The sequence below is a fragment of the Marinigracilibium pacificum genome, from assembly GCF_012926615.1.
Taxonomy (GTDB): Bacteria; Bacteroidota; Bacteroidia; order Cytophagales; family Cyclobacteriaceae; genus Mangrovivirga; species Mangrovivirga pacifica.
Genome location: NZ_JABBNU010000011.1, coordinates 98,498 through 119,117, shown reverse-complemented (window position 1 = coordinate 119,117; position 20,620 = coordinate 98,498). Strand labels below are relative to the sequence as shown.

Genomic DNA, 20,620 nt, shown 5'->3' with positions numbered 1-20,620 from the left:
TCTCCGGGTTAAACTTAAGCTTCTTCTTTATTTCTAATTTTAGCAAAGTAGAATACATTCGGATCTACTCGAAGTTCTTCTAGAACTGCATAAGCTCTTTCATCTCCGATTTCCATTCCGTCTTCATCATTTGCCTCTCTAATTTTCAATAACTGGTGGATCTTAGAATCCTTGTTCTTAAGGTCACCAAATACAATCGCTTCCGATGGACATGCTGATGCACACGCTGTTGTTACATCATCATCACCTGGACGGCGACCTTCAGCTTTTGCCTTAAGTTTACCAGCCTGGATTCTTTGTACACACAATGAACATTTCTCCATCACACCTCTTGCACGAACTGTAACATCCGGGTTAAGAACCATCTTACCTAATGCACTGTTCTGAGCAGAGTTTTTATCAAACTGCTTATTATCGTGGTACTTGAACCAGTTGAAACGTCTTACTTTATAAGGACAGTTGTTAGCACAGTAACGAGTACCAATACATCTGTTATAAGTCATCTGGTTAAGCCCTTCTGAACTGTGAGTAGTCGCTGCAACAGGACATACAGTTTCACAAGGAGCATTACTACAATGCTGACACATCATTGGTTGGAATACAACCTCAGGATTATCTGCAGCACTTTCCATTTCTCCATAGCTTGATGCTGTTTCTGGAGAGCTGTAGTATCTGTCGATTCTGATCCAGTGCATTTCACGTCTGTTCAACACCTCGTCTTTACCTACTACAGGAATGTTGTTTTCAACCTGGCAGGCAATATGACAAGCAGAACATCCAGTACAAGAGTTAAGGTCAATTGCAAGCCCCCAATGGTGGTTTGTATATTCATGACCTTTCCACAATGTAATTGCTTCAGGGCTCTTCATACCTTCTGAAGTATGGAACTCAGGATGCTTAACTACACTATTTGGATCTTTCTTATATTGTTTAAGAGTAGCTTCTTTAATTACGCTATCTCTTCCCATTACAGTCTGGTGAGTTTGTGTTTGAGCGATTCTGTAAGAATTACCTGTTGGCTCTACAGAAACACCATCAACAACATTAAATGAAATGGCACCGTTTACAGATCCAACTAGAGGATAAGCATCACCACCAACTCCATCTCCTACTTTACCAGCATTTTTTCTACCATAACCAAGAGCCAAACCAATAGTTCCTTGTGCTTGTCCTGGCTGGATAAGAACAGGTACTTCAATAGACTTACCTCCAACTGTTAAGTTTGCTGTAACAGTTTGGCCTTCCTTCATTGTCAGACCTTTTTCTTTAGCATAAGCTTGAGAAACTGTCAGGTAGTTATCCCAAGTAGCTTTAGTAATTGGATCTGGCATTTCTTGTAACCATGGGTTATTAGCCATGCTACCATTACCTGTTCCATTTACATAAAGAGCTAATTCAACTCCGTTGCTACTTGCTTTGTAATTCTTTTTGATTCTTGAAGCAATTGCTGAAAGATCTGCAGTGAAAGAAGTAGATGTTTCTTCTGAAGCAACTTCATCAGTTGACTCAACTTCAACAATTTCTTCAGTTGCTACATTTCCAGCAAATACACCAGTGTAAAGTGTCTCATTCCAGAACTGATCGAAATCACCTGTATTAGACTGAGCTGCAAACTGTCCTTCTTTCCAGTTATTTCTTAAGAAATCATAGTATGAAGTATTGTTTCCTGCCCAAACTAAGAATGATTCACCAGCATTTCTAGTTTTGAATAGTGGTCTGATCGCCGGCTGGCCAAGAGTAAATTGACCCTTAATTGGTTCTGCGTCATTCCATGCTTCAAGGAAGTGATGATCAGGAGCAACATATTGAGCTAAAGAAGCAGTCTCATCAGCAGTTCCGTTTGTTGCTACTGAAAGCTCAGCTTTAGCAATTGCAGAAGCAATTTGAGCTCCTTTTGGATGGTTATAAACAGGGTTAGCGTTGTAGAAAATTACCGCGCTGTACTGTCCTTTTGCTAAACCATTAACAAAAGCATCCATTTTCTGATCATTACCAAGTCTTGCCTGACTTGATTTATCAATATTTATTGTTGAACCATAGTTAGAAAGCAAATTGTTGATTGCATTAACTACAGTTTGAACATCAGGATCATTTGAACCAGCTAATACAAGGCTTTTTCCTTTTGCAGCCCAAAGGTCATTTGCTGCTTTATCAAGGTTTGCTACCTCAGCACCAGAGATACCAGAAAGAGGAGCTGCACCTGCCTTTTTAGCAATTGCATTATAAAGCTGACCAACTACATATCCTTCCTGAGAAGGTTTGATTGGAGTTCTATAATCAGCGTTAGCACCAGTTAGAGATAAGTTTGACTCAAACTGATAATGACGGTTCATGTTAGTATTATCCTTGCTTACTTTTCTTCTTTTACCGTAAGCTTTAGAATATAATGCTGAGTTGCTCTTTGATCCAAGGAAATCAGATGCTACAGAAACGATAACATCAGCTTTTTCAAGATCATAAGAAGGAGAAACTTCCTTTCCGAAAGTAGCTTTGTGAGCAGCCATAACTCCATATTCGGAGATTGGGTCATACATCACATGCTCTACCTTTTGATATTTATCAGCAAATTGTTTTACTGCCTTTTTGATTGAAGGAGAGTTTACAGTTTCGCTAACTATTGCGATTTTACCTCCTTTTGCCTGAATAGAAGAAAGCTTAGCTTTTACTTCTTTATCAAGCTGTTCCCAAGTGATATCAGCATCACCTTTCTTAGGATTTTGTAATCTGCTAAGATCATAAAGGTTTAATACTGAAGCTTCAACCTGACCAGTTGTTGCTCCTTGTGAGAAACCGTGCTTGTTACCATCAAGTTTGATAGGGCGACCTTCACGAGTTTTAACAACAACACTATATACATCACCACCGTTGATATAAGTAGATGCATAATAGTTAGGAATACCCGGATCAACATCTACCGGTTTATTTAAATAAGGAATAGCTTTTCTGATTGGAGCCTCACAAGCTGCAAGTGATGCTGCAGCAAGGCTGAATCCCATCATTTTAAGGAAATCACGACGTGATCTTGATGGAGCATCCTCACCTTCACCAGGGATCTCTGGAAATTCATTCTGTGCATTTGCAACAAACTCAGTATCGTTTGTCAGTTGCTCAAGACCTTTCCAGTATGTTTTATTTACTTTTTTCATTTCTATCTGTCTATATATAGGGAAAGAAATTCTCTTTTAATTAATAGTGACATTTTGAACACTCAAGACCACCGATATCTTCAACGGTCATAGGCTCATCTGTCTTTTGATTATGTAATTCAACCAACTTGTTGTAGTAATCATTACCACCTGCGTTAACTGCAGTTTCTCTATGGCAATTGATACACCATCCCATTGTTAATGGAGCATATTGATAAACAACTTCCATTTCTTCGATAGGACCGTGGCAAGTCTGACATTCGATCTCACCCACTTTTACGTGTTGCTGGTGATTGAAGTAAGCCAGGTCAGGAAGGTTGTGAATACGTACCCATTCGATTGGTCTGTTTTCTTCAACTGCCTTGTAGATTTTCTGGATCTCAGGAGATTCAGTTTTCACTACAGAGTGACAGTTCATACAGATGTTTGCAGATGGAATGTTAGCATTCTTAGACTTTCTTACTCCAGTGTGGCAGTAGTTACAGTCAATCTCATACTGACCAGCGTGGATAGCGTGAGAGAATGCAATTGGTTGAGTTGGTTGGTATCCCTGCTGAATACCTACAGTATATAATGCATCGATTCCTGTTTTAGCAACAACAGCAACGAAAACCGCTGTAATGATTGCAAGGAATACTTTGTTAGTTGCTAGTTTAGTAAAGCTGAATTTCTGATCAACGATCTCTTTATCAGCCTCGTCTAGATCTTCCTTATCTTTTAAATACTTAACTAAAATGTTAACGATAAGAAGAAGAACAACAAGAATAAGAACTAAAACAAAAATCAGGATTCCAAGAATAACAGTCATATAAGCACTGCTGATTCCAGTTTCAGGTTGAGGGTCACCAATTACAACAGGTGTTGGCCCAGCAACTTTTGGTCCTGCAATAGTTTCTTGCTGTATATAAGCTAAAATGTCTTCCACCTGTTCTTTTTCGAAAGGGAAAGACGTCATAATAGTTGGCTTATATTCATCCCACAGCTTAGCTGCATAAGGGTCGCCAGAAGCAATAACTTTTTGGGAATTGTAGACAAATTGGTAAATCCATTCTACAGCTTCCGCTCCATCACCTGGTACCCTGTCGTAAACATTTGCCAGTGCCGGTCCCACCAATTTGGTATGAACGTTGTGACATGTCGCACAGTTTCCTTTGAACAATTCTTCACCGGCTGTTATTGAAGCCTGATCCGTGGGGATTCCAGGGAATCCATCACCTCCACCCGCCGCAGCATCACCTGCAGCAGCAGTCGAATCCTGTGCAAACGCTACAGTACTCGACAGAAAACAAATTAGGAACAAAAAGTTCCTCATTTTGCAACCCAGAGCCATTTTCTTTTCGTTTAAGTAATTGATTATACTCATTTCAGTATACTACATCCTTTAAAATCGCTACAAATCTACTATGCGAACGCTTGTTTTCAAACAAAGAGGTTTGACAAAATACTTTGAAACCCTACATATTTTGACGTTTTCTGTCTAAAACGGTGCTTTTTAGCCGATTATAAGCCATTTGCAATATCAAAATCCAGTAATTTAGAATAATTTTAAATAAGCGAAATTTAAAGTTATTTTGTTTAACTTTTCAAAGATGTGCTTTACGACGAATCTCTTTGCAACTCTTCTAATATTATTATGGAGTTTTTAAAGATTAGTATTGTGAAGGTATGGAATGGAGTAAATATCAGAAAATTAAACAAAAGTTGCTCTTTTAATAAAATTGAATTTTTCTTACATCAAAATTACATTAAAAATCCAATTTCAGCATTCCACCCCTTCTAAAAGCAGTTAAATTAAATGCTGGCATTTGCCTTTCTCCTAGATGTTTTCTGATGTTTGCGTGAAATGTTTGACTAATCATTGTTGCTAAAGGACCGTCTCCTTTTATTCTTCTTCCCCATTTCAAATCTGAGACATCTCCCCCATGCATTGTTTTCACTTGATTAATAACCTTATTATATCTTTCAGGAAAATTTTCTTTAAGCCACCTATCAAAAACCTGATAGACTGGTTTGCTTAATCTCAAAACAGTGTAACCTATTTTTGATGCCCCAGCCTCAGCCGATAATTTAATAATCTGAGGAATCTCTGTATTGTTAAGTCCGGGAATAACCGGAGCCACCATCACACCAACAGGAACTCCCTTCTCAGAAAGCTTCCGGACAACTTCCAGTCTTTTTTCACCGGCTGCGGTTCTTGGCTCCATCACTCTTCTAAGATTTTCATCAAGGCTAGTTATACTTATATATATATGTATAAGATTTTCGTCTGCGAGCTCTTCGATTATATCAAGGTCTCTTTCTACTAATGAATTTTTAGTTATTAATGAAACAGGATGTTTCAATCTGTTAAAAACTTTTAGCAAATCTCGGGTGATTTTAAGTTTTCTTTCAACGGGTTGATAACAATCAGTATTTCCGGAGAGCATTATCGGCGCAACCTTCCAGGATGGAGAGAGCAATTCCTTTTCTAATAATTCCGGTACCTTTCGCTTAACTATAATTTTTGTTTCAAAATCCAAACCGGGGCTCCAACCCCAATACTCATGACTCATCCTGGCATAGCAATAACTACATCCATGCTCACAACCTTGATAGGGATTAACTGAAAAATCAAGGTTGAGATCTGGGCTTGAGACCCTGTTTATTACTTTTTTAGCAGAATCATTATAAAATTTAGTATTTACTACATGAGAGTTATCAAAAATATCAATTCCCTCAAGTTCAAATAAACCTGATTTTCTTTCAGAAAACCTGTTGTTAAAATTAGTATCCGAGCCTCTCCCCTTCATACTACAATAATACTAAATATTTTAGTAATTACTACATTTTTTAGCATAATATGAAAATTGTACTTTTATTACATTAGAAAGGAAGACTCCAATATTTAAATAGAATTCGACAAAAAGGATCCTACCTTTGTAATGTGAAAAACGAGAAAGAAATATGGAGAAAGTATTTGAGAACGCAAGATTTGTTAGAATATACTCGCACGAACTTGATCAAATGATAAAAATATATTTCAATTAATAATATTTTTTAGATAAATAAAGTGATTTTTTAGACTTAACCTATTTTTTCAACTTATACCTGTACCCTAAACTTGTACGATTTTTTTAATGCCCGGATCATGAGTCCGGGTATTTTTTTTTATATCACCTCAAGACCACAAAAGTCTTATACGGAAATGATTCTTATCAGTTACATAACTTGGTAATTCACGCCTTGTAAACTATATTTAATTAGTTGATGTTCAAGCAAGAAACATTAACTAATAGATAGCATTTACATGTTATGTTGAAAATATTCATTCTACGACACAAAGTCGGAATCAGTTTTATCCATGAGATAAAATTCAACAAGTTAATTCACAATTTTATCAGATAATAGATTTGATAATCACACAAACACTTTAAACAGTCATGGTCGTTAACAAAATATTAATTCCTGTAGATTTTAGTTCTTGTTCAATAAACGCCGCTAAAGAAGGAATTGCATTAGCTCGTACAATGAGTGCTCAGGTAATTTTATTGCATGCATATAGAATACCCGTAACCGGAGTTGAGATAGAATCAGGAGTAACCGTAGATCCTGAACTTCATCAAGAAATAAAAGAGGACGTTGAAAAAGAATTTGATCAATTATTAGAAACAATACCAGAATTGAAAAAAGTTGACTTCAAAATTAAGTCAACCTATGATTTTGTAAATGACGCAGTGGGTCAAGTTGTCGAAGAAGAAAACATTGGTCTAATAATAATGGGCACAAATGGAGCAAGAGGTATAGATGAAGTACTGATAGGCAGTAATGCATATAATGTTATAAAAACAGTCAAAGTACCAGTAATCGTTATTCCTGAAGGAGCTTCATTAAAAAGTTTAAAAACCGTAGTGTTTACAAGTGACTTCAGACATATACCTAAAAAGGAAACAATCAAATTCCTCCTTGACCTGGTAAAATTTGTAGGTGCAAAAATACACATATTACATATTGATACAGATGGTGTAACCGGTCTTAATGAAGACGAAACTTTTGAAGCCAAGCAACTAGCTTTACACTTTAAAGGAATACCTCACGAATTTAAATATTTACAAGCTGATGAGGTAGATGAAGGAATATTAACATTCACCGAAAAAGCAAATGCAGACTTGCTAGCGGTTATGCCTAGAAAACATGACATCATCACTAAATTATTTAAAAGAAGTATAACAAAAAAACTCGCATTCCACAGTAACGTTCCTTTGTTGATCATACATTCTGACAGATGAAAATTCTAATACCGATAGATCTAACTGAGGCTGCTAAGCCTTCATTAAAAGCTGCAGCAGAAATTGCGACCCGGATTGGGAATTGTGAAATCATGATTATTCATGGTACAAACGCACCATTCCCAATGATGGATGTCGCAAATACATTTGATCGATCTATAATTGATGAATATTTATCCGAAAGTAAAACTAAATATGAAGAACTCATTAGTGAAGTTCCTGAAATTCAAGATTTAAAAATTGAGTTCAATCCTGATCTAGAGTTTGCACTTGAAGCAATCCTTGATAATATCAAAACCTATAAGCCAGACCTTATAATATTAGGTAATCCTTTAAAATATAAAGATAAAAATCCAATTCTTGGAAACACGATAACCGATGTTCTACATACAGTAACTCTACCATTGTTGATTATACCTGAAGAACAAAAGGATTTCAATTTTAAAGAAATAGTGTTCAGTTACGATTTTAAGCAAATCAAGCAAAACAAAAACATTTCTGTATTTAATGAAATAAGAAAAGCATTTGATGCGCGTGTTCATGTATTATATGCTGGAAAAGACCTTGAACATCCATCTGAAAAAGAAATTGAAGCTGGCCTGGTATTCGAAGACATCATTAAAGAATCACCACATATTTATCATTTTATTCCATCTGCAAGTTTTCTTCCTACACTAGAAGATTATCTGGAAGAACATAACATAAATATGGTAGTGAACCTTCACAGGGAAAAAAGTTTCTGGCAAAACCTACTTGGAAGGAGTAAAAGTCACTATCTGGCAACCCACATCAGAAAGCCACTTTTGATCCTTAATCAGGACAAAGATTAACTCTCCTAAATAGCTAAAATCAAATAATTTAATTAATTTTGCGCTCCGCTCAGGTGAGCAATACTGTAAAATATTGATTTACAGTGTTTTGTTAAATTAAAAAGGCATAAAAAACTACCCGGATTTTATGCTGTATCTACGGGTGATTTAATTTATTATGGCAGAAGAAGTAAAAAATCAAGAGTTCAACTGGGACGCAGCAGACAACCAGGGATTTGGACAAGGCTATTCAGCTAAAGAAAGAGCTGAAATGGAAAAACTTTACGATCAAACCTTGAATGAGGTAGCTGAAAAAGAGGTTGTAGAGGGAACTGTTGTTGATATCAATGACAGAGATGTTGTTTTAAACATCGGCTTCAAATCTGACGGTCTGGTATCTGCTTCGGAATTCCGTGACATGCCTGATCTTAAAGTTGGACAAAAAGTTCAAGTTTTCGTTGAAGAAAAAGAAAACGCAAACGGACAACTTGTTCTTTCAAGAAGAAAAGCTAAGATCGTTAAGGCTTGGGAGCTTATCCAAGGTGCTCTTGACAATGACGATGTGATCGAAGGTACAGTTAAGCGTCGTACTAAAGGTGGTCTTATTGTTGACATCTACGGTATTGAGGCGTTCTTACCAGGTTCACAAATCGATGTTAAGCCAATCCGTGACTTTGACGTATTTGTTGGAAAGCAAATGGAAGTTAAAGTTGTTAAAATCAACTACACTAACGACAACGTTGTTGTATCTCACAAAGTACTTATCGAGAAAGATATCGAAGCTCAAAAAGCTGAGATCCTTAACAACCTTGAAAAAGGTCAGGTTCTTGAAGGTGTTATTAAGAACATGACAAACTTTGGTGTATTCATCGACCTTGGTGGTGTTGACGGATTACTACACATCACTGATATTTCTTGGGGTAGAATCAACCACCCAGAAGAAGTATTATCTCTTGATGAAAAAGTTAACGTTGTTGTTCTTGACTTTGACGACGAGAAGAAGAGAATTTCATTGGGTATGAAGCAACTTACTCCACATCCATGGGATTCACTAGCTGAAGGTATAGATGTTGGATCAAAAGTTAAAGGTAAAATCGTTAATGTTGCTGATTACGGTGCATTCCTAGAGATTCAACCAGGTGTTGAAGGACTAATTCACGTTTCTGAAATGTCTTGGTCACAACACTTACGCAACCCACAAGACTTCATCAACATTGGTGATGAGCTTGAGGCAGTTGTTTTAACTATTGACAGAGACGAAAGAAAAATGTCTCTTGGTATCAAGCAACTTACTGAAGATCCTTGGACAAAACAAGACATCCTTACTAAGTACGCAGTAGGTACTAAGCACAAAGGAGTGGTTCGTAACTTAACTAACTTCGGTTTATTTATTGAGCTTGAAGAAGGTATCGACGGACTAGTTCACGTTTCTGACCTATCTTGGACTAAGAAAATTAAGCACCCATCTGAATTCGTAAAAGTTGGTGAAGATCTAGAAGTAATCGTTCTTGAACTTGATGTTGAGAACAGAAGACTTGCTCTAGGACACAAACAACTTGAAGAGAATCCTTGGGATACTTTCGAAACTGTATTTGCTATCGGATCTGTTCACAAAGCTTCTATCGTTAGCAAAAACGATAAAGGAGCAATCCTTGAGCTTCCTTACGGAATTGAAGGATTTGCTAACACTAAGCATATCATCAGAGAAGATGGAAGCAAAGCTGATATCGGAGATTCATTAGATTTCAAAGTGATGGAATTCTCTAAGGACGACAAGAAAATCGTTCTTTCTCACAAAGCTACTTATTCTGAGGTAGCAGCTGAAGAGAAACCAGCAGCTAAGAAGAAAACTACAAAGAAAGCAGCTCCTAAAACTCAGGAAGACAAAGCTACTTTAGGTGATCTTGATGCTCTAACTCAGCTTAAGCAACAAATGGAAAAAGGTAAAGACGACAAGTAATTGTCTGCTTATCAACAATATAAAAGCCGCCTTTTCAGGCGGCTTTTTTTTTATTTAAGAAAATTAAATTTGGTGTTGTGCATAACATCTGTTTTAACTAGTTTTGCATCACCTAAAACGAAAAGGTTCCGTGGCCGAGTGGCTAGGCAGAGGTCTGCAAAACCTTGTACAGCGGTTCGAATCCGCTCGGAACCTCCAAAACCGACTACCAATGTGGTCGGTTTTTTTATTTACGATAATTCATGCTTATATTGTTTTAATGGATCATATATAAAATTGAATTATTTCAACAAAATTCTGAGTTGAAGTAAATATCAATAGTTTGGCATGATTTAGGTAGTGTTCACCTTGGATGAACTTTTAGTATTAAACGCAAGAGCCAGTGTTTTTACTATTTATTTTTTTAATATATATGTGTATATAGATGGCAGGTCTATTTACCGGTAAAGAGTATCTTTGTAATAGATAATGAATAAATTGGTTACTATATTTTTGATTTTGTTCACTTTTGGTGTTAGCCATGAGGTGAAAGCCCAGTACCCAAAGACTTCGATGCTTCCGGTTTATTCAGCCGTTGATAGCGCCACTTATCATGCAGGAATGTTAATTACATTTGGCAAAGCTTCTGCAAGCCACTATCGATATTGCTTCATTCCAAAACCGGAAAGAATATCCAAACCTGATGTTTATATAAGAAGAGGAATTGAAAACCTTGCTTTACCCATCAGACGACTTTATAAAGATCAAGAAGACAATCATGTTTATGTTGTTATCAGATACTTTCTTGATGAAGACGGGGGGTCAAGTACAAAAGTTCGCGATCTGGTAATTGATCTTGACAGAGCACTTCAATCCGGAGAAGTAAAAAGTAGTAATGAAAACTTTACTCCTGCTGACACAGGCGACATGAAACCTCGCTTTAACAGGGAAGATACTCAGTAAAATAACTGCTGATTAATCTCAAATTAATGTATAACAAACCAGTCTTAAAATAAAGTTGAATTTATTATCCCTAAAAATTCATACCCTTTTCTAATATATTAACCTTGATAACTAAGTCGCAATCTCATAATCCTGTAAATCAATAAATTACCAATCAAACCACACTAAAATAAAAATTGTAATATAACAATTAAATTGGCGAACAATGTTATTTTTATTATATTATATATAAATATAAACAGAAGCCATGTCACCATTACCACACTACAAAGAAATACTAATCAGTATATTAGTATTACTACTCCCTATTACCATAACCTCTCAGGAAAAACTTCAGAAAGAAATAGATTCTCCTAACAGAAAATACGCTCCAAATTTCTTCCTTCAACAAATTGATCCGGGCACCAATACCCCATTAGTTAATGATGTTAACCTAACAGAAGTTAAAAAACAGCAGTTTTCAGATGATTCCATAACCATACTTAGCATAGAATCTCCGGATTCAAGGCAACCAATTACAAGAGAAACTATTTCTGAAACAAATTCCAGCTCAATTCTGAACATGAGCACTGATAAACAAATTGATAATTTTGAAATATTATCAATTTCGGTTTGCGGTGATTCACCAATTGGAACACCTGATTATTACAAGACGGCATCAGATAGAACACTACAAATTGCTGCTCCTGGTTTTTTACAAAATGATATTGATCTTCAAGGAGAGGCAATATCCGCAACAGCTATTTTAAAATTTCCAGAAAATGGTATTGTTACAGCATTTGCAGATGGCAGTTTCAGCTATATCCCCAACTCAGATTTTGTAGGTGAAGATGTATTTGCCTACAGAATGAGAGATGCTTCCTCAAATTATTCAGACTCAATTTTTGTAACCATAATAGTAACTGAACCAGCAAACAGAACCCCAATTGGCCAGGATGATGTATTTAGTGTCCCCGCGAATAAGACATTAGAAATAGTAGCTCCCGGTTTTTTGCAAAATGATGCGGATCAAGATGGAGAAATTATTTCTGCAACAGCTATTTTAAAATTTCCCGAACATGGAATTGTTACTGCCTTTGCAGATGGTAGTTTCAATTACATCCCTGATGCTGGTTTTGTAGGTGAAGACATGTTTGCTTACAGAATGAGAGATGCTTCACTCAACTATTCGGACTCAGTTTTTGTAACCATTAATGTTCTTGAAGGAAACAGGCCTCCTGAAGGAATTGATGATAATTTTATAATCACAAAAAACACTACATTATCAATCCCCGCTTCTGGCTTCCTAATAAATGATTTTGATCCGGATGGAGATGCAATAAGTGCTACAGCTATTTTGAAATTCCCAAACAATGGAATCGTTACAGCCTTTGCAGATGGTAGTTTCAGTTATATACCAGATTCGGATTTTACCGGAGAAGACAAATTCGTATACAGGATGAGGGATGCTTCATTGAATTATTCAGATTCTGTAACTGTCAATATCCTTGTTGTTGAAAATGGAACACTACCTGTAGGAGTTAATGACCATTTCAAGATTAGCAATGACCGAACACTGACTGTAGAAGCACCAGGCTTCTTAATTAATGACATTGACCTGAATGGAGAGAATATATTTGCCACAGCTATTTTAGACCTTCCTGATCATGGTAATCTTTCTGCCCTTGTAGATGGAAAATTCGTTTATGACCCAGATGATGATTTCGTCGGGATAGATAAATTTGCTTACCGAATAAGAGATGCTTCTTTGAACTATTCGGACTCAGTTTTTGTAACTATTGAAGTTACTGCAGCTACTAACAGGCCTCCAATTGGATTTGATGATTACTATACTGCATTAACAAATACAGTTCTTTCAGTCGACTCTCCCGGTTTTTTAATTAATGATGTAGACCAGGATTCAGAAGCAATTTCGGCAACAGCTATTCTTGACCTGCCTGATCATGGTAATCTTTCTGCTTTGGTTGATGGTAAATTTACTTATTCTCCTGATCCCGATTTCGAAGGAATGGATTCCTTTGCTTATCGCATGAGAGATGCTTCATTGAATTACTCTGATTCTGTAAGAGTCTTTATTAATGTTGTAAAAGGCAACCGTGATCCAGCTGGGTTGGATGATCATTATACTGCCATTAAAAACACCGTCTTAACAATAGAGGAAAGTGGATTTCTTTTGAACGATTTCGATGCAGACAATGATGACATTTTTGCCACAGCAATACTCAAACTTCCAAAACATGGAGGGCTCTCTGCCTTAGGAAATGGTAAATTTGTATATAGTCCAGATGCGGATTATGTCGGGTCCGATTATTTTGTATACCGAATGAGAGATGCAGCCTTAAATTATTCTGATTCGGTTAGGGTTTTCATTGAAGTGATCCAGGAAAACCAACCACCTGTGGCAGTATTTAATGACCAGACTTATGAATGTGAAGGACCTGGAGGAACTGAAATCACCTTGGACGGCAGTGGTTCTTATGATCCTGAAGAGGGAACGCTTTTATTTAGTTGGTTTAAAAATGGAGAACTAATAGCAGGCCCTTCTATTGAACCTACTACAGTGGTACTTTTACAGGTAGGCAGTCATGATTTCACCTTAAAAGTGGTTGATGAATGTGGTAAGGAAGATAGTAAAGTAGCAACTATTTCAGTTGATGACAGCCTACCTCCTGAAGTAATAGCAGACTTTGTCCTTATCGGAAAAAATGAATACGCCATATCTTGCTCTGTAAATGATATCTGCTCAGAAAACCTTACCGTTTCTTCAATTATAAAAACACCTCAAATAACAAATCCTGCTGTTAGTTACAAGGTTAGTTCTAAATATTCCATAGAAATTGACATGATCAAAAACACTGTAGATGTAAAAGCTCCAAACCCTCAATCATTCTGGACAATGGTGGTGAATGATCAGGGAGTCTCTGTAAATGATGGCCAGGTTCTTGAGTTAAAGTATGATAAAAATAAATTCCAATATAAATTTGATGACTCAGGTAATTTAATTTCAGTCAAAGGAGATGTGATCTCATTGGTTTGCACAGCAACAGATGAAGAAAACAATACCACTAGTACAGAAGCATTATTACCAATGAGCCCGGCAAGTGAGTTAAGCAGTCTTCAGATTAATTCTATTTCGCGAAATGCAACGCTAAATCACCCAATAAATTATCCTAATCCTTTTAGTTCCAAAACTACCATAAGATATGCCGTAGAAACAGAAGGTAATGTATCAATTAAAATATTTGATCAATCAGGGAAACAACTTGATGTTTTAGTTGATTCAAATCACAATTCAGGTATTTATGAAGTTAATTGGGATAGCAAAAATTATCAGAATGGAATATACATATATGAAATTCGACAAAATAATTTTGTTCATCATGGTAAGATGATCCTACAAAAAGAATAAAATAAATAAGGGGACTCTTGTCCCCTATTTTTTTCTTGATATTCCAACTAATTTACGGTCACAACCACCTTACCAGTAGTTTTACCCGATTGAAATAATTCGAGAGCTTGATGCATATCTTCAAATTTAAAAGTGTGTCCTACAACAGGCGCCGGTAAATCCAGATCAACAATTTTTTCAAGCATATTTTTCAGTTCATCGACTTGTTCATACAGCCAAATAAGATTGAAGCCCATAATTGATTTATTTTCTTCAATCATCTTTTGGGGATCAACTTTCGGACGAGTAATATATTTCCATATCAAAAATAAATAATTCGGTGTTTTCCCTGGATGGGCATATCTTGCAGATCCATAAATCACATGTCTTCCCTGCTTAGCCAAAGTAGTATAACCCTCACTAAAAATTCTCCCACCTATACATTCAAGGATTATATTTAAGGGTTTACCAGACAATGATTTCTCCAGATCTTCCTTAAAATTTTTACTACGAACGATGGCTTTATCATATCCTTCTTTCTTTAAAAGATCTATTTTACTACTACTGCCGACTGAGCCAATAGTAAAAAGTCCAATTTTTTTAGCGATTCTATTAGCCATCAACCCAACCCCTCCTGCTGCAGAATGAATCAGTACATTTTGATCTTTTTTTGCATTTCCAAGTTCAATAAGAGCATAATATGCAGTTAATGCCTGAACAATAAACCCAGCGCCTTCTTCATAAGACCAATTATCAGGAAGTGGAATGATATATCTTTGATCAATATTGAGCAGCGAAGTATATCCTCCAAACCTTGAAGACCCCATTACCCGATCGCCAACTTTATAGTCACTTACCTCCGTTCCAACTTCAATGATATCACCACAAAATTCAAGGCCAGGTATAAATTCGCCTTTCGGTGTCGCACTATAAAGTCCGAAAATGGCAAAAATATCGGCAAAATTTAATCCGATTGCCTTATTCGCAACCCTTACTTCATTAGGTCCGAGGGAAGTGATATTTTCCTCAACCAATTTTAGTTTTTTCATACTTCCCGCTTTGGGAGTCACTTTCCAGGATAATTTCTTCATAATCAGATAAATATATTCATATTTTTTCTTGACTAAATATAAATTAATTGTTATTATCAATATACAAACCAAAAAATAATGTTCGAGGATAGAATCGATGCAGCTCTGGCCTTATACCCTACACTACATGATAGGGTCACAAAAGACACATTAATTGTTGGTATTCCTAATGGCGGTATAGTTATAGCACATGTGCTAAGCAAGGCCCTACATACACCATTAGGATTTGTGTTAGTAAAGCGCATTCCCCATCCGGTAAATAAAAAATACGCAGTGGGGGCAGTAAATCAATCCTCTATAAAACTTTTTGCCCATCATGGGATCAGTAAAAAATATTTAGACTCCCAATGTAAGATAATTGAGAAAGAATTAGCAAATGCAGCGGAATATTATTCTTTGTCAATTGGCAATCAGTCATATTACAATAAAGATCTGATAATCGTTGATGACGGAATAGCTAGCGGAGCAACAGCATTATCAGCAATTGAATATGTCAAACGTCATGGCCCGAAAAGCATAACTATTGCTGTACCGGTAGGATCACCAGTTGGATTAAGTAAAGTGGATGGCAAGGCAGATCAGGTAATCTCGCTATTACAGCCTTCTGAATTCAGATTCGTATCATCATATTATGAAACATTCAGAACCTGTAGCTTATCATTCATAGACAATTTGATCCGTTTTACCGATAAAAAGAGGGAACACAAAACAATTATATAAAATTCAAGTTAAGATTTTGGTTAATTGAAAATTAACTCTATTTTTGCGGGTGATTTCGACGGCTGACTATAAAAATCATTAAAAAAGCGATCACAATCCGCAAAAAGGATGCATTTGAAACAAAACAGTATGGTTAAACGTAAAAAAGAATTACACCTATACATAATGGATAACCACCTACGTTTTAAAATTCATCGCGTTAGTTCCTTCAATAGTTCAGTCTTAAGCTGACATTTTACATGTAAGATTAAAGAAACTAGTATTGCAAATATTTGCAACATATATATACCATTGACGTTTGAGTTAAAGGTCTTAAATTAAAAACTACTGATTTTCAAGCTTATATAACATGAGACAACTTAAAATTACGCAAACGATTACCAACAGGGACAGTAAAACCCTTGAAAAGTATTTCTTTGAAATTTCAAAAGAAGAGATGCTTACACCAGAAGAGGAAGTTATGCTGGCTCAAAGAATTAAACAAGGTGATCAAGTAGCGTTAGCTAAACTAATTAAAGCTAATTTAAGATTCGTTGTTTCGGTTGCCAAGCAATATCAGCACACTAAAATCCCATTAAATGATTTGATTAACGAGGGTAATGTAGGGCTTATTAAAGCAGCCAAAAAATTCGATGAAACCCGAGGATTCAAATTTATTTCTTATGCAGTGTGGTGGATCAGGCAATCGATCATCCAGGCATTAGCTGAACAGTCTCGAATGATCCGCCTTCCGGCAAACAAAATCGGTACACTCTCTAAAATTGATCAGGCAGCAGCTGAGTTACAACAGAAATTTGACCGTGAACCAACTCCAGAGGAATTGGCTACGGTACTTGAAATGGATGTTGATCAAGTTCAGGACACGCTTAAATCTCTCACAAAATCGGTATCAATGGATAAGCCATTTGAAGAAGGTGAGAGTAGCTCTTTACTTGATGTATTAGAAAACGAAGATGCTAACCAGGTTGATAGTGATTTAATCCATCAGGATTCACTTAAATCTGAAGTTGAAAGAGTTCTTTCAATCTTATCAGAAAAAGAAAGAGAAGTTATCCGTCAGTTCTTTGGAATTGGAAGACAACAAAGTCTTACGCTGGAAGATATCGGAGAAAATCTTGGTCTATCGCGTGAGCGTGTAAGACAGATCAAGGAAAAAGCCATTCGTAAACTGTCTAAAAGTCCTGCAGCGAGAAACCTTATTGCTTACTTAGGAAGATAATACGTACGAATATATCATAAACTAAAGCCGGCTTAAAGCCGGCTTTTTTATTTCTAATAATTACTATTCTTCTCCATTAATATAAAACTTTCCTTTGGAAAATAATTTTGCCTTCCCTCCTATTTCAACCCGGTCTCCCATATTCTTCCCAAAAATAACACCTCCTCTTGCAGAAGCCTGGTAGAAATATAGTTCATCCTTTTCAAGTTTTTCTGACCAGAAAGGAATCAGTTTCGTAAAAGAAGATCCAGTCACATAATCTTCATCTATTCCTACCGAGGGTGCAAAAAATCGTGATATTGCATCATAATTTTCTGCAGATGAAGTAGCAATAATTCCTCTGGCAGGAAACTCCCTTAATAAGGACATATCTGGCTTCAGTGATTTCACCTGTTCTTCCGTGTCATAAAGCAATAACCAGTCATCATCAGAAGTATAAACTTTCGAAGGTGCAATCCCCATTGCTTCTACTATATTACTATCAACTGTAGCTTCATCGTACGACATTGATGGAAAGTTCAACCAATACAATTCTCCTTTTCGCCTGACTTCAAGCATTCCGGATCTTGATTGAAACCTAATGTAATCACCTTGAATTTCTAATAAATTAAATAGTACATAGGCTGAAGCTAAAGTAGCATGTCCACAAAGATTAACTTCAACTTCTGGTGTAAACCATCGCAGTTGGTACTCATTGTCATCAGCATTTATTGGGATAAAAAATGCAGTTTCAGAAAGATTATTTTCCTTGGCTATTTTTTGCATTACCTCATTATCAAGCCAGAAATCGAGTGGCACAACCGCAGCCGGATTGCCTTCAAAAATCCTTTCGGCAAATGCATCTACCTGATAACAACTAAAAGAATTGGTTTTGATCATGATTTAAATGTAAAGTATGGGTATTCTATAAACCTTGCAGTTTTTTCAGCAGTTTCATCATCAAATATAACCGATACAAGGAATAATGACATATCAATGCCTGCAGAAACTCCAGCAGACGTCAGAACATTCCCTTCTCTGACATATCTATTATCAAAATCCGGTTCTGCTGTTGGTTCAATTTTAATCACATCATCAAAGACAGAATAATGAGTAGTAAATTTCTTTCCCTTCAACAAACCCAGGGTTGCAGCAATTCTGGCTCCGCTGCATACAGTGGCTGTTATTTTAGCCGAAGAAGAGGCCTTCGCAAGATCACTCAAAAGCCTATCATTGGAAATAATTCTTTTGGAACCATTTCCGCCAGGAAATATCAAAACATCAAGGTCTGGTTTATTATCTATAACAAAATCGGGAATAATTGACACACCATTTACAGTGTTAATTTGTCTGTCATATTCAGCAAAAGAAAACAATTTAAGTTCATGAGATTCTTCAACTAATTCTGCGGCGACAGAAAGAACTTCCCAAGGACCTGCAAAATCCATTAATTCCATGTTATCATAGATAAAAAAGCCTACAGTAATTTTCATAATTCCTCAAATTAAAATTGATTAATTGCCTATTTCCTTTAATTATGATATCTATCAGTTAATTTAAAAACATTTTTATTCGATTTCACAATTATTAAGCTGTAGATTAGATTACTAAAGGTATTTTTTAAAAAATGGAACTATCAGCCTTTTTAGGACCACTTACAACTGAAATTCTGGCAATATTATTTTTGCTCTTCTATGGCCTTACCCTGACTTTTACTATTACCGTTATCATTCTGGAAGGTAAAAATCCTACGAAATCAATATCCTGGATGGTGATAGTCTTATTCTTCCCGGTATTTGGGATTTTATTATATCTCCGATATGGAAGGAACTTCAGGAAAGAGAAACTTTTTTCAGCAAAATCCAGACAGGATAGTTACAAAATAATCAAACAGGTTGAAGATATTGATCTATCTCAAACCGATATCCTTAAAAAGGACCCTGAAGTAAAACCTTTTAATAAAATCATGAAACTGGCAGCAGCTGCAAATAAAGCTATGCTAACTGATTCCAATTCGTTGAAAATTTTAGAAAATGGAGCAGTCAGCTTCCCAGCAATGTTGAATGGTATAAATCAGGCCCGGCATCATATTCATCTATGTTTTTATTCATTTGAAGAAGATGATATAGGGATACAATTCATCGAAGCACTAATAAAAAAAGCAAAAGAAGGAGTTGAAATCCGAGGCATATTCGATGGTATCGGATCATGGGGATTATCAAAAAAGATTATTAATGATCTTAAAGAATCCGGGATTGAAGTAGAAATATTTATGCCTGTAAGGTTTCCTTTACTTACCTCAAGGTTAAATTATAGGAATCACCGTAAGATTCTCATTATTGATGGTATTACAGCTTTTACCGGAGGATTAAATATTGCCGAACGTTATTCTAAAATCAAAAAAGACACAGGTTTCTGGAGGGATACACATATTCAGATAACAGGAAAAGCTGCTACCTGTCTTCAATCTGTATTTTTGCAAGATTGGCGTTTTGTATGCAAAAGAGTATTTGAAGGGCCTGAATATTTTCCAAAGTATGAGAGCGAATCAAATAAACTGGTTCAAATCGCGGCCTCGGGCCCTGATTCAGAAGAAGTTGCCATTATGCAGGCATATTTTACAGCAATTACAACAGCAAGAGAATACATTTATATTTCAACACCATACTTCGTGCCAAATGAAGCCATATTAACAGCTCTGGAAACAGCAGCATTAAGCGGTGTTAAAGTCAAACTTCTTCTACCGGGAATGCCTGATCACAAAACACTATTTTACACCTCATTGAGCTTTGCAAAAAGATTAATCTATACAGGAGTTGATGTTTATATTTATAAGAAAGGCTTTAACCACGGGAAAGTAATCATAGTCGACGGAATATTCTCTTCAGTTGGCACTGCCAATATGGATGAAAGAAGCTTTGAGAAAAATTTTGAGGTCAATGCATTTATCTATGATAAAGAGACCACAGAATTATTAAGCAGGAATTTTGAAAATGATTTAATGGAAAGTGACTATATCTCACCGGAGGAATTCAAAAAAAGGCCGACCAGCCAGAAGATACTTGAAGGAGTAGCCAGGATGATCAGCCCTTTATTATAAT

Annotated in this window: 14 protein-coding genes and 1 tRNA gene; 9 read left to right on the top strand and 6 right to left on the bottom strand. The window is 36.1% G+C overall.

The genetic code is table 11. The features are described from left to right. Nucleotides 1-14: 14 nt before the first annotated feature. The 3 genes from HH304_RS17230 to HH304_RS17220 form a co-directional block, all read right to left on the bottom strand. Nucleotides 15-3,146, bottom strand: a complete 3,132-nt coding sequence (locus tag HH304_RS17230; protein WP_169684462.1) for a TAT-variant-translocated molybdopterin oxidoreductase — start codon at nucleotides 3,144-3,146, stop codon at nucleotides 15-17. A 40-nt stretch (nucleotides 3,147-3,186) separates the two neighbouring features. Continuing rightward, nucleotides 3,187-4,509: a c-type cytochrome gene (locus HH304_RS17225; RefSeq protein WP_271711675.1), complete on the bottom strand. Its 1,323-nt coding sequence runs from the start codon at nucleotides 4,507-4,509 to the stop codon at nucleotides 3,187-3,189. A 382-nt stretch (nucleotides 4,510-4,891) separates the two neighbouring features. Continuing rightward, nucleotides 4,892-5,935 carry a PA0069 family radical SAM protein gene (locus tag HH304_RS17220; protein WP_169684453.1) on the bottom strand — a complete coding sequence of 348 codons (1,044 nt, stop codon included), beginning with the start codon at nucleotides 5,933-5,935 and terminating at the stop codon, nucleotides 4,892-4,894. Between the two features lie 630 nt (nucleotides 5,936-6,565). Between HH304_RS17220 and HH304_RS17215 the strand changes: the two genes are divergently transcribed. From HH304_RS17215 to HH304_RS17190, 6 genes are all read left to right on the top strand, one after another. Next, a complete protein-coding gene (locus HH304_RS17215) occupies nucleotides 6,566-7,411 on the top strand; it encodes a universal stress protein (protein ID WP_169684451.1) in 846 nt (281 codons plus the stop codon). Further along, a complete protein-coding gene (locus HH304_RS17210; protein ID WP_169684449.1) occupies nucleotides 7,408-8,241 on the top strand; it encodes a universal stress protein in 834 nt (277 codons plus the stop codon). The genes HH304_RS17215 and HH304_RS17210 overlap by 4 nt, the downstream gene beginning before the upstream one ends. Nucleotides 8,242-8,398: 157 nt before the next feature. Further along, on the top strand, nucleotides 8,399-10,180 hold the full coding sequence (rpsA, locus tag HH304_RS17205; RefSeq protein ID WP_169684447.1) for a 30S ribosomal protein S1: 1,782 nt from the start codon (nucleotides 8,399-8,401) through the stop codon (nucleotides 10,178-10,180). Nucleotides 10,181-10,304: 124 nt separating this feature from the next. Next, nucleotides 10,305-10,378, top strand: a tRNA-Cys gene (locus tag HH304_RS17200). Between the two features lie 270 nt (nucleotides 10,379-10,648). Continuing rightward, on the top strand, nucleotides 10,649-11,122 hold the full coding sequence (locus HH304_RS17195) for a hypothetical protein (RefSeq protein ID WP_169684445.1): 474 nt from the start codon (nucleotides 10,649-10,651) through the stop codon (nucleotides 11,120-11,122). Nucleotides 11,123-11,369: 247 nt separating this feature from the next. Continuing rightward, the gene (locus HH304_RS17190; protein WP_169684443.1) at nucleotides 11,370-14,531 is read left to right on the top strand and encodes an Ig-like domain-containing protein; all 3,162 of its coding nucleotides are present in this window, start codon (nucleotides 11,370-11,372) and stop codon (nucleotides 14,529-14,531) included. Nucleotides 14,532-14,578: 47 nt separating this feature from the next. Here HH304_RS17190 and HH304_RS17185 read toward each other — a convergent pair whose 3' ends face one another. Further along, on the bottom strand, nucleotides 14,579-15,601 hold the full coding sequence (locus HH304_RS17185) for a synaptic vesicle VAT-1 family membrane protein (RefSeq protein WP_169684441.1): 1,023 nt from the start codon (nucleotides 15,599-15,601) through the stop codon (nucleotides 14,579-14,581). Nucleotides 15,602-15,679: 78 nt separating this feature from the next. Here HH304_RS17185 and HH304_RS17180 point away from each other — a divergent pair, with 78 nt between their 5' ends. Continuing rightward, entirely contained in the window at nucleotides 15,680-16,321 is a 642-nt protein-coding gene (locus HH304_RS17180) for a phosphoribosyltransferase (protein WP_169684439.1), read from the top strand. A 349-nt stretch (nucleotides 16,322-16,670) separates the two neighbouring features. Next, nucleotides 16,671-17,540, top strand: coding sequence for a sigma-70 family RNA polymerase sigma factor (locus HH304_RS17175; RefSeq protein WP_169684436.1), 870 nt, complete (start codon nucleotides 16,671-16,673; stop codon nucleotides 17,538-17,540). A gap of 63 nt (nucleotides 17,541-17,603) precedes the next feature. On the opposite strand, the gene HH304_RS17170 is transcribed toward HH304_RS17175, so the two are convergent. Both HH304_RS17170 and HH304_RS17165 read right to left on the bottom strand, forming a co-directional pair. After that, nucleotides 17,604-18,419: a PhzF family phenazine biosynthesis protein gene (locus tag HH304_RS17170; RefSeq protein ID WP_169684434.1), complete on the bottom strand. Its 816-nt coding sequence runs from the start codon at nucleotides 18,417-18,419 to the stop codon at nucleotides 17,604-17,606. Continuing rightward, on the bottom strand, nucleotides 18,416-19,012 hold the full coding sequence (locus HH304_RS17165) for a DJ-1/PfpI family protein (protein WP_169684431.1): 597 nt from the start codon (nucleotides 19,010-19,012) through the stop codon (nucleotides 18,416-18,418). Before HH304_RS17165 ends, HH304_RS17170 begins: the two co-directional genes overlap by 4 nt. Before the next feature lie 134 nt (nucleotides 19,013-19,146). Between HH304_RS17165 and cls the strand changes: the two genes are divergently transcribed. After that, entirely contained in the window at nucleotides 19,147-20,619 is a 1,473-nt protein-coding gene (gene cls, locus HH304_RS17160) for a cardiolipin synthase (RefSeq protein WP_169684429.1), read from the top strand. The last annotated feature ends 1 nt before the right edge of the window (nucleotide 20,620 follow it).

What these genes read in the sequence shown, in the direction of transcription:
- HH304_RS17230 (WP_169684462.1), bottom strand. Translation starts at nt 3,146, where the DNA reads ATGAAAAAAGTAAATAAAACATACTGGAAAGGTCTTGAGCAACTGACA.
- HH304_RS17225 (WP_271711675.1), bottom strand. Translation starts at nt 4,509, where the DNA reads ATGAGTATAATCAATTACTTAAACGAAAAGAAAATGGCTCTGGGTTGC.
- HH304_RS17220 (WP_169684453.1), bottom strand. Translation starts at nt 5,935, where the DNA reads ATGAAGGGGAGAGGCTCGGATACTAATTTTAACAACAGGTTTTCTGAA.
- HH304_RS17215 (WP_169684451.1), top strand. Translation starts at nt 6,566, where the DNA reads ATGGTCGTTAACAAAATATTAATTCCTGTAGATTTTAGTTCTTGTTCA.
- HH304_RS17210 (WP_169684449.1), top strand. Translation starts at nt 7,408, where the DNA reads ATGAAAATTCTAATACCGATAGATCTAACTGAGGCTGCTAAGCCTTCA.
- rpsA (WP_169684447.1), top strand. Translation starts at nt 8,399, where the DNA reads ATGGCAGAAGAAGTAAAAAATCAAGAGTTCAACTGGGACGCAGCAGAC.
- HH304_RS17195 (WP_169684445.1), top strand. Translation starts at nt 10,649, where the DNA reads ATGAATAAATTGGTTACTATATTTTTGATTTTGTTCACTTTTGGTGTT.
- HH304_RS17190 (WP_169684443.1), top strand. Translation starts at nt 11,370, where the DNA reads ATGTCACCATTACCACACTACAAAGAAATACTAATCAGTATATTAGTA.
- HH304_RS17185 (WP_169684441.1), bottom strand. Translation starts at nt 15,601, where the DNA reads ATGAAGAAATTATCCTGGAAAGTGACTCCCAAAGCGGGAAGTATGAAA.
- HH304_RS17180 (WP_169684439.1), top strand. Translation starts at nt 15,680, where the DNA reads ATGTTCGAGGATAGAATCGATGCAGCTCTGGCCTTATACCCTACACTA.
- HH304_RS17175 (WP_169684436.1), top strand. Translation starts at nt 16,671, where the DNA reads ATGAGACAACTTAAAATTACGCAAACGATTACCAACAGGGACAGTAAA.
- HH304_RS17170 (WP_169684434.1), bottom strand. Translation starts at nt 18,419, where the DNA reads ATGATCAAAACCAATTCTTTTAGTTGTTATCAGGTAGATGCATTTGCC.
- HH304_RS17165 (WP_169684431.1), bottom strand. Translation starts at nt 19,012, where the DNA reads ATGAAAATTACTGTAGGCTTTTTTATCTATGATAACATGGAATTAATG.
- cls (WP_169684429.1), top strand. Translation starts at nt 19,147, where the DNA reads ATGGAACTATCAGCCTTTTTAGGACCACTTACAACTGAAATTCTGGCA.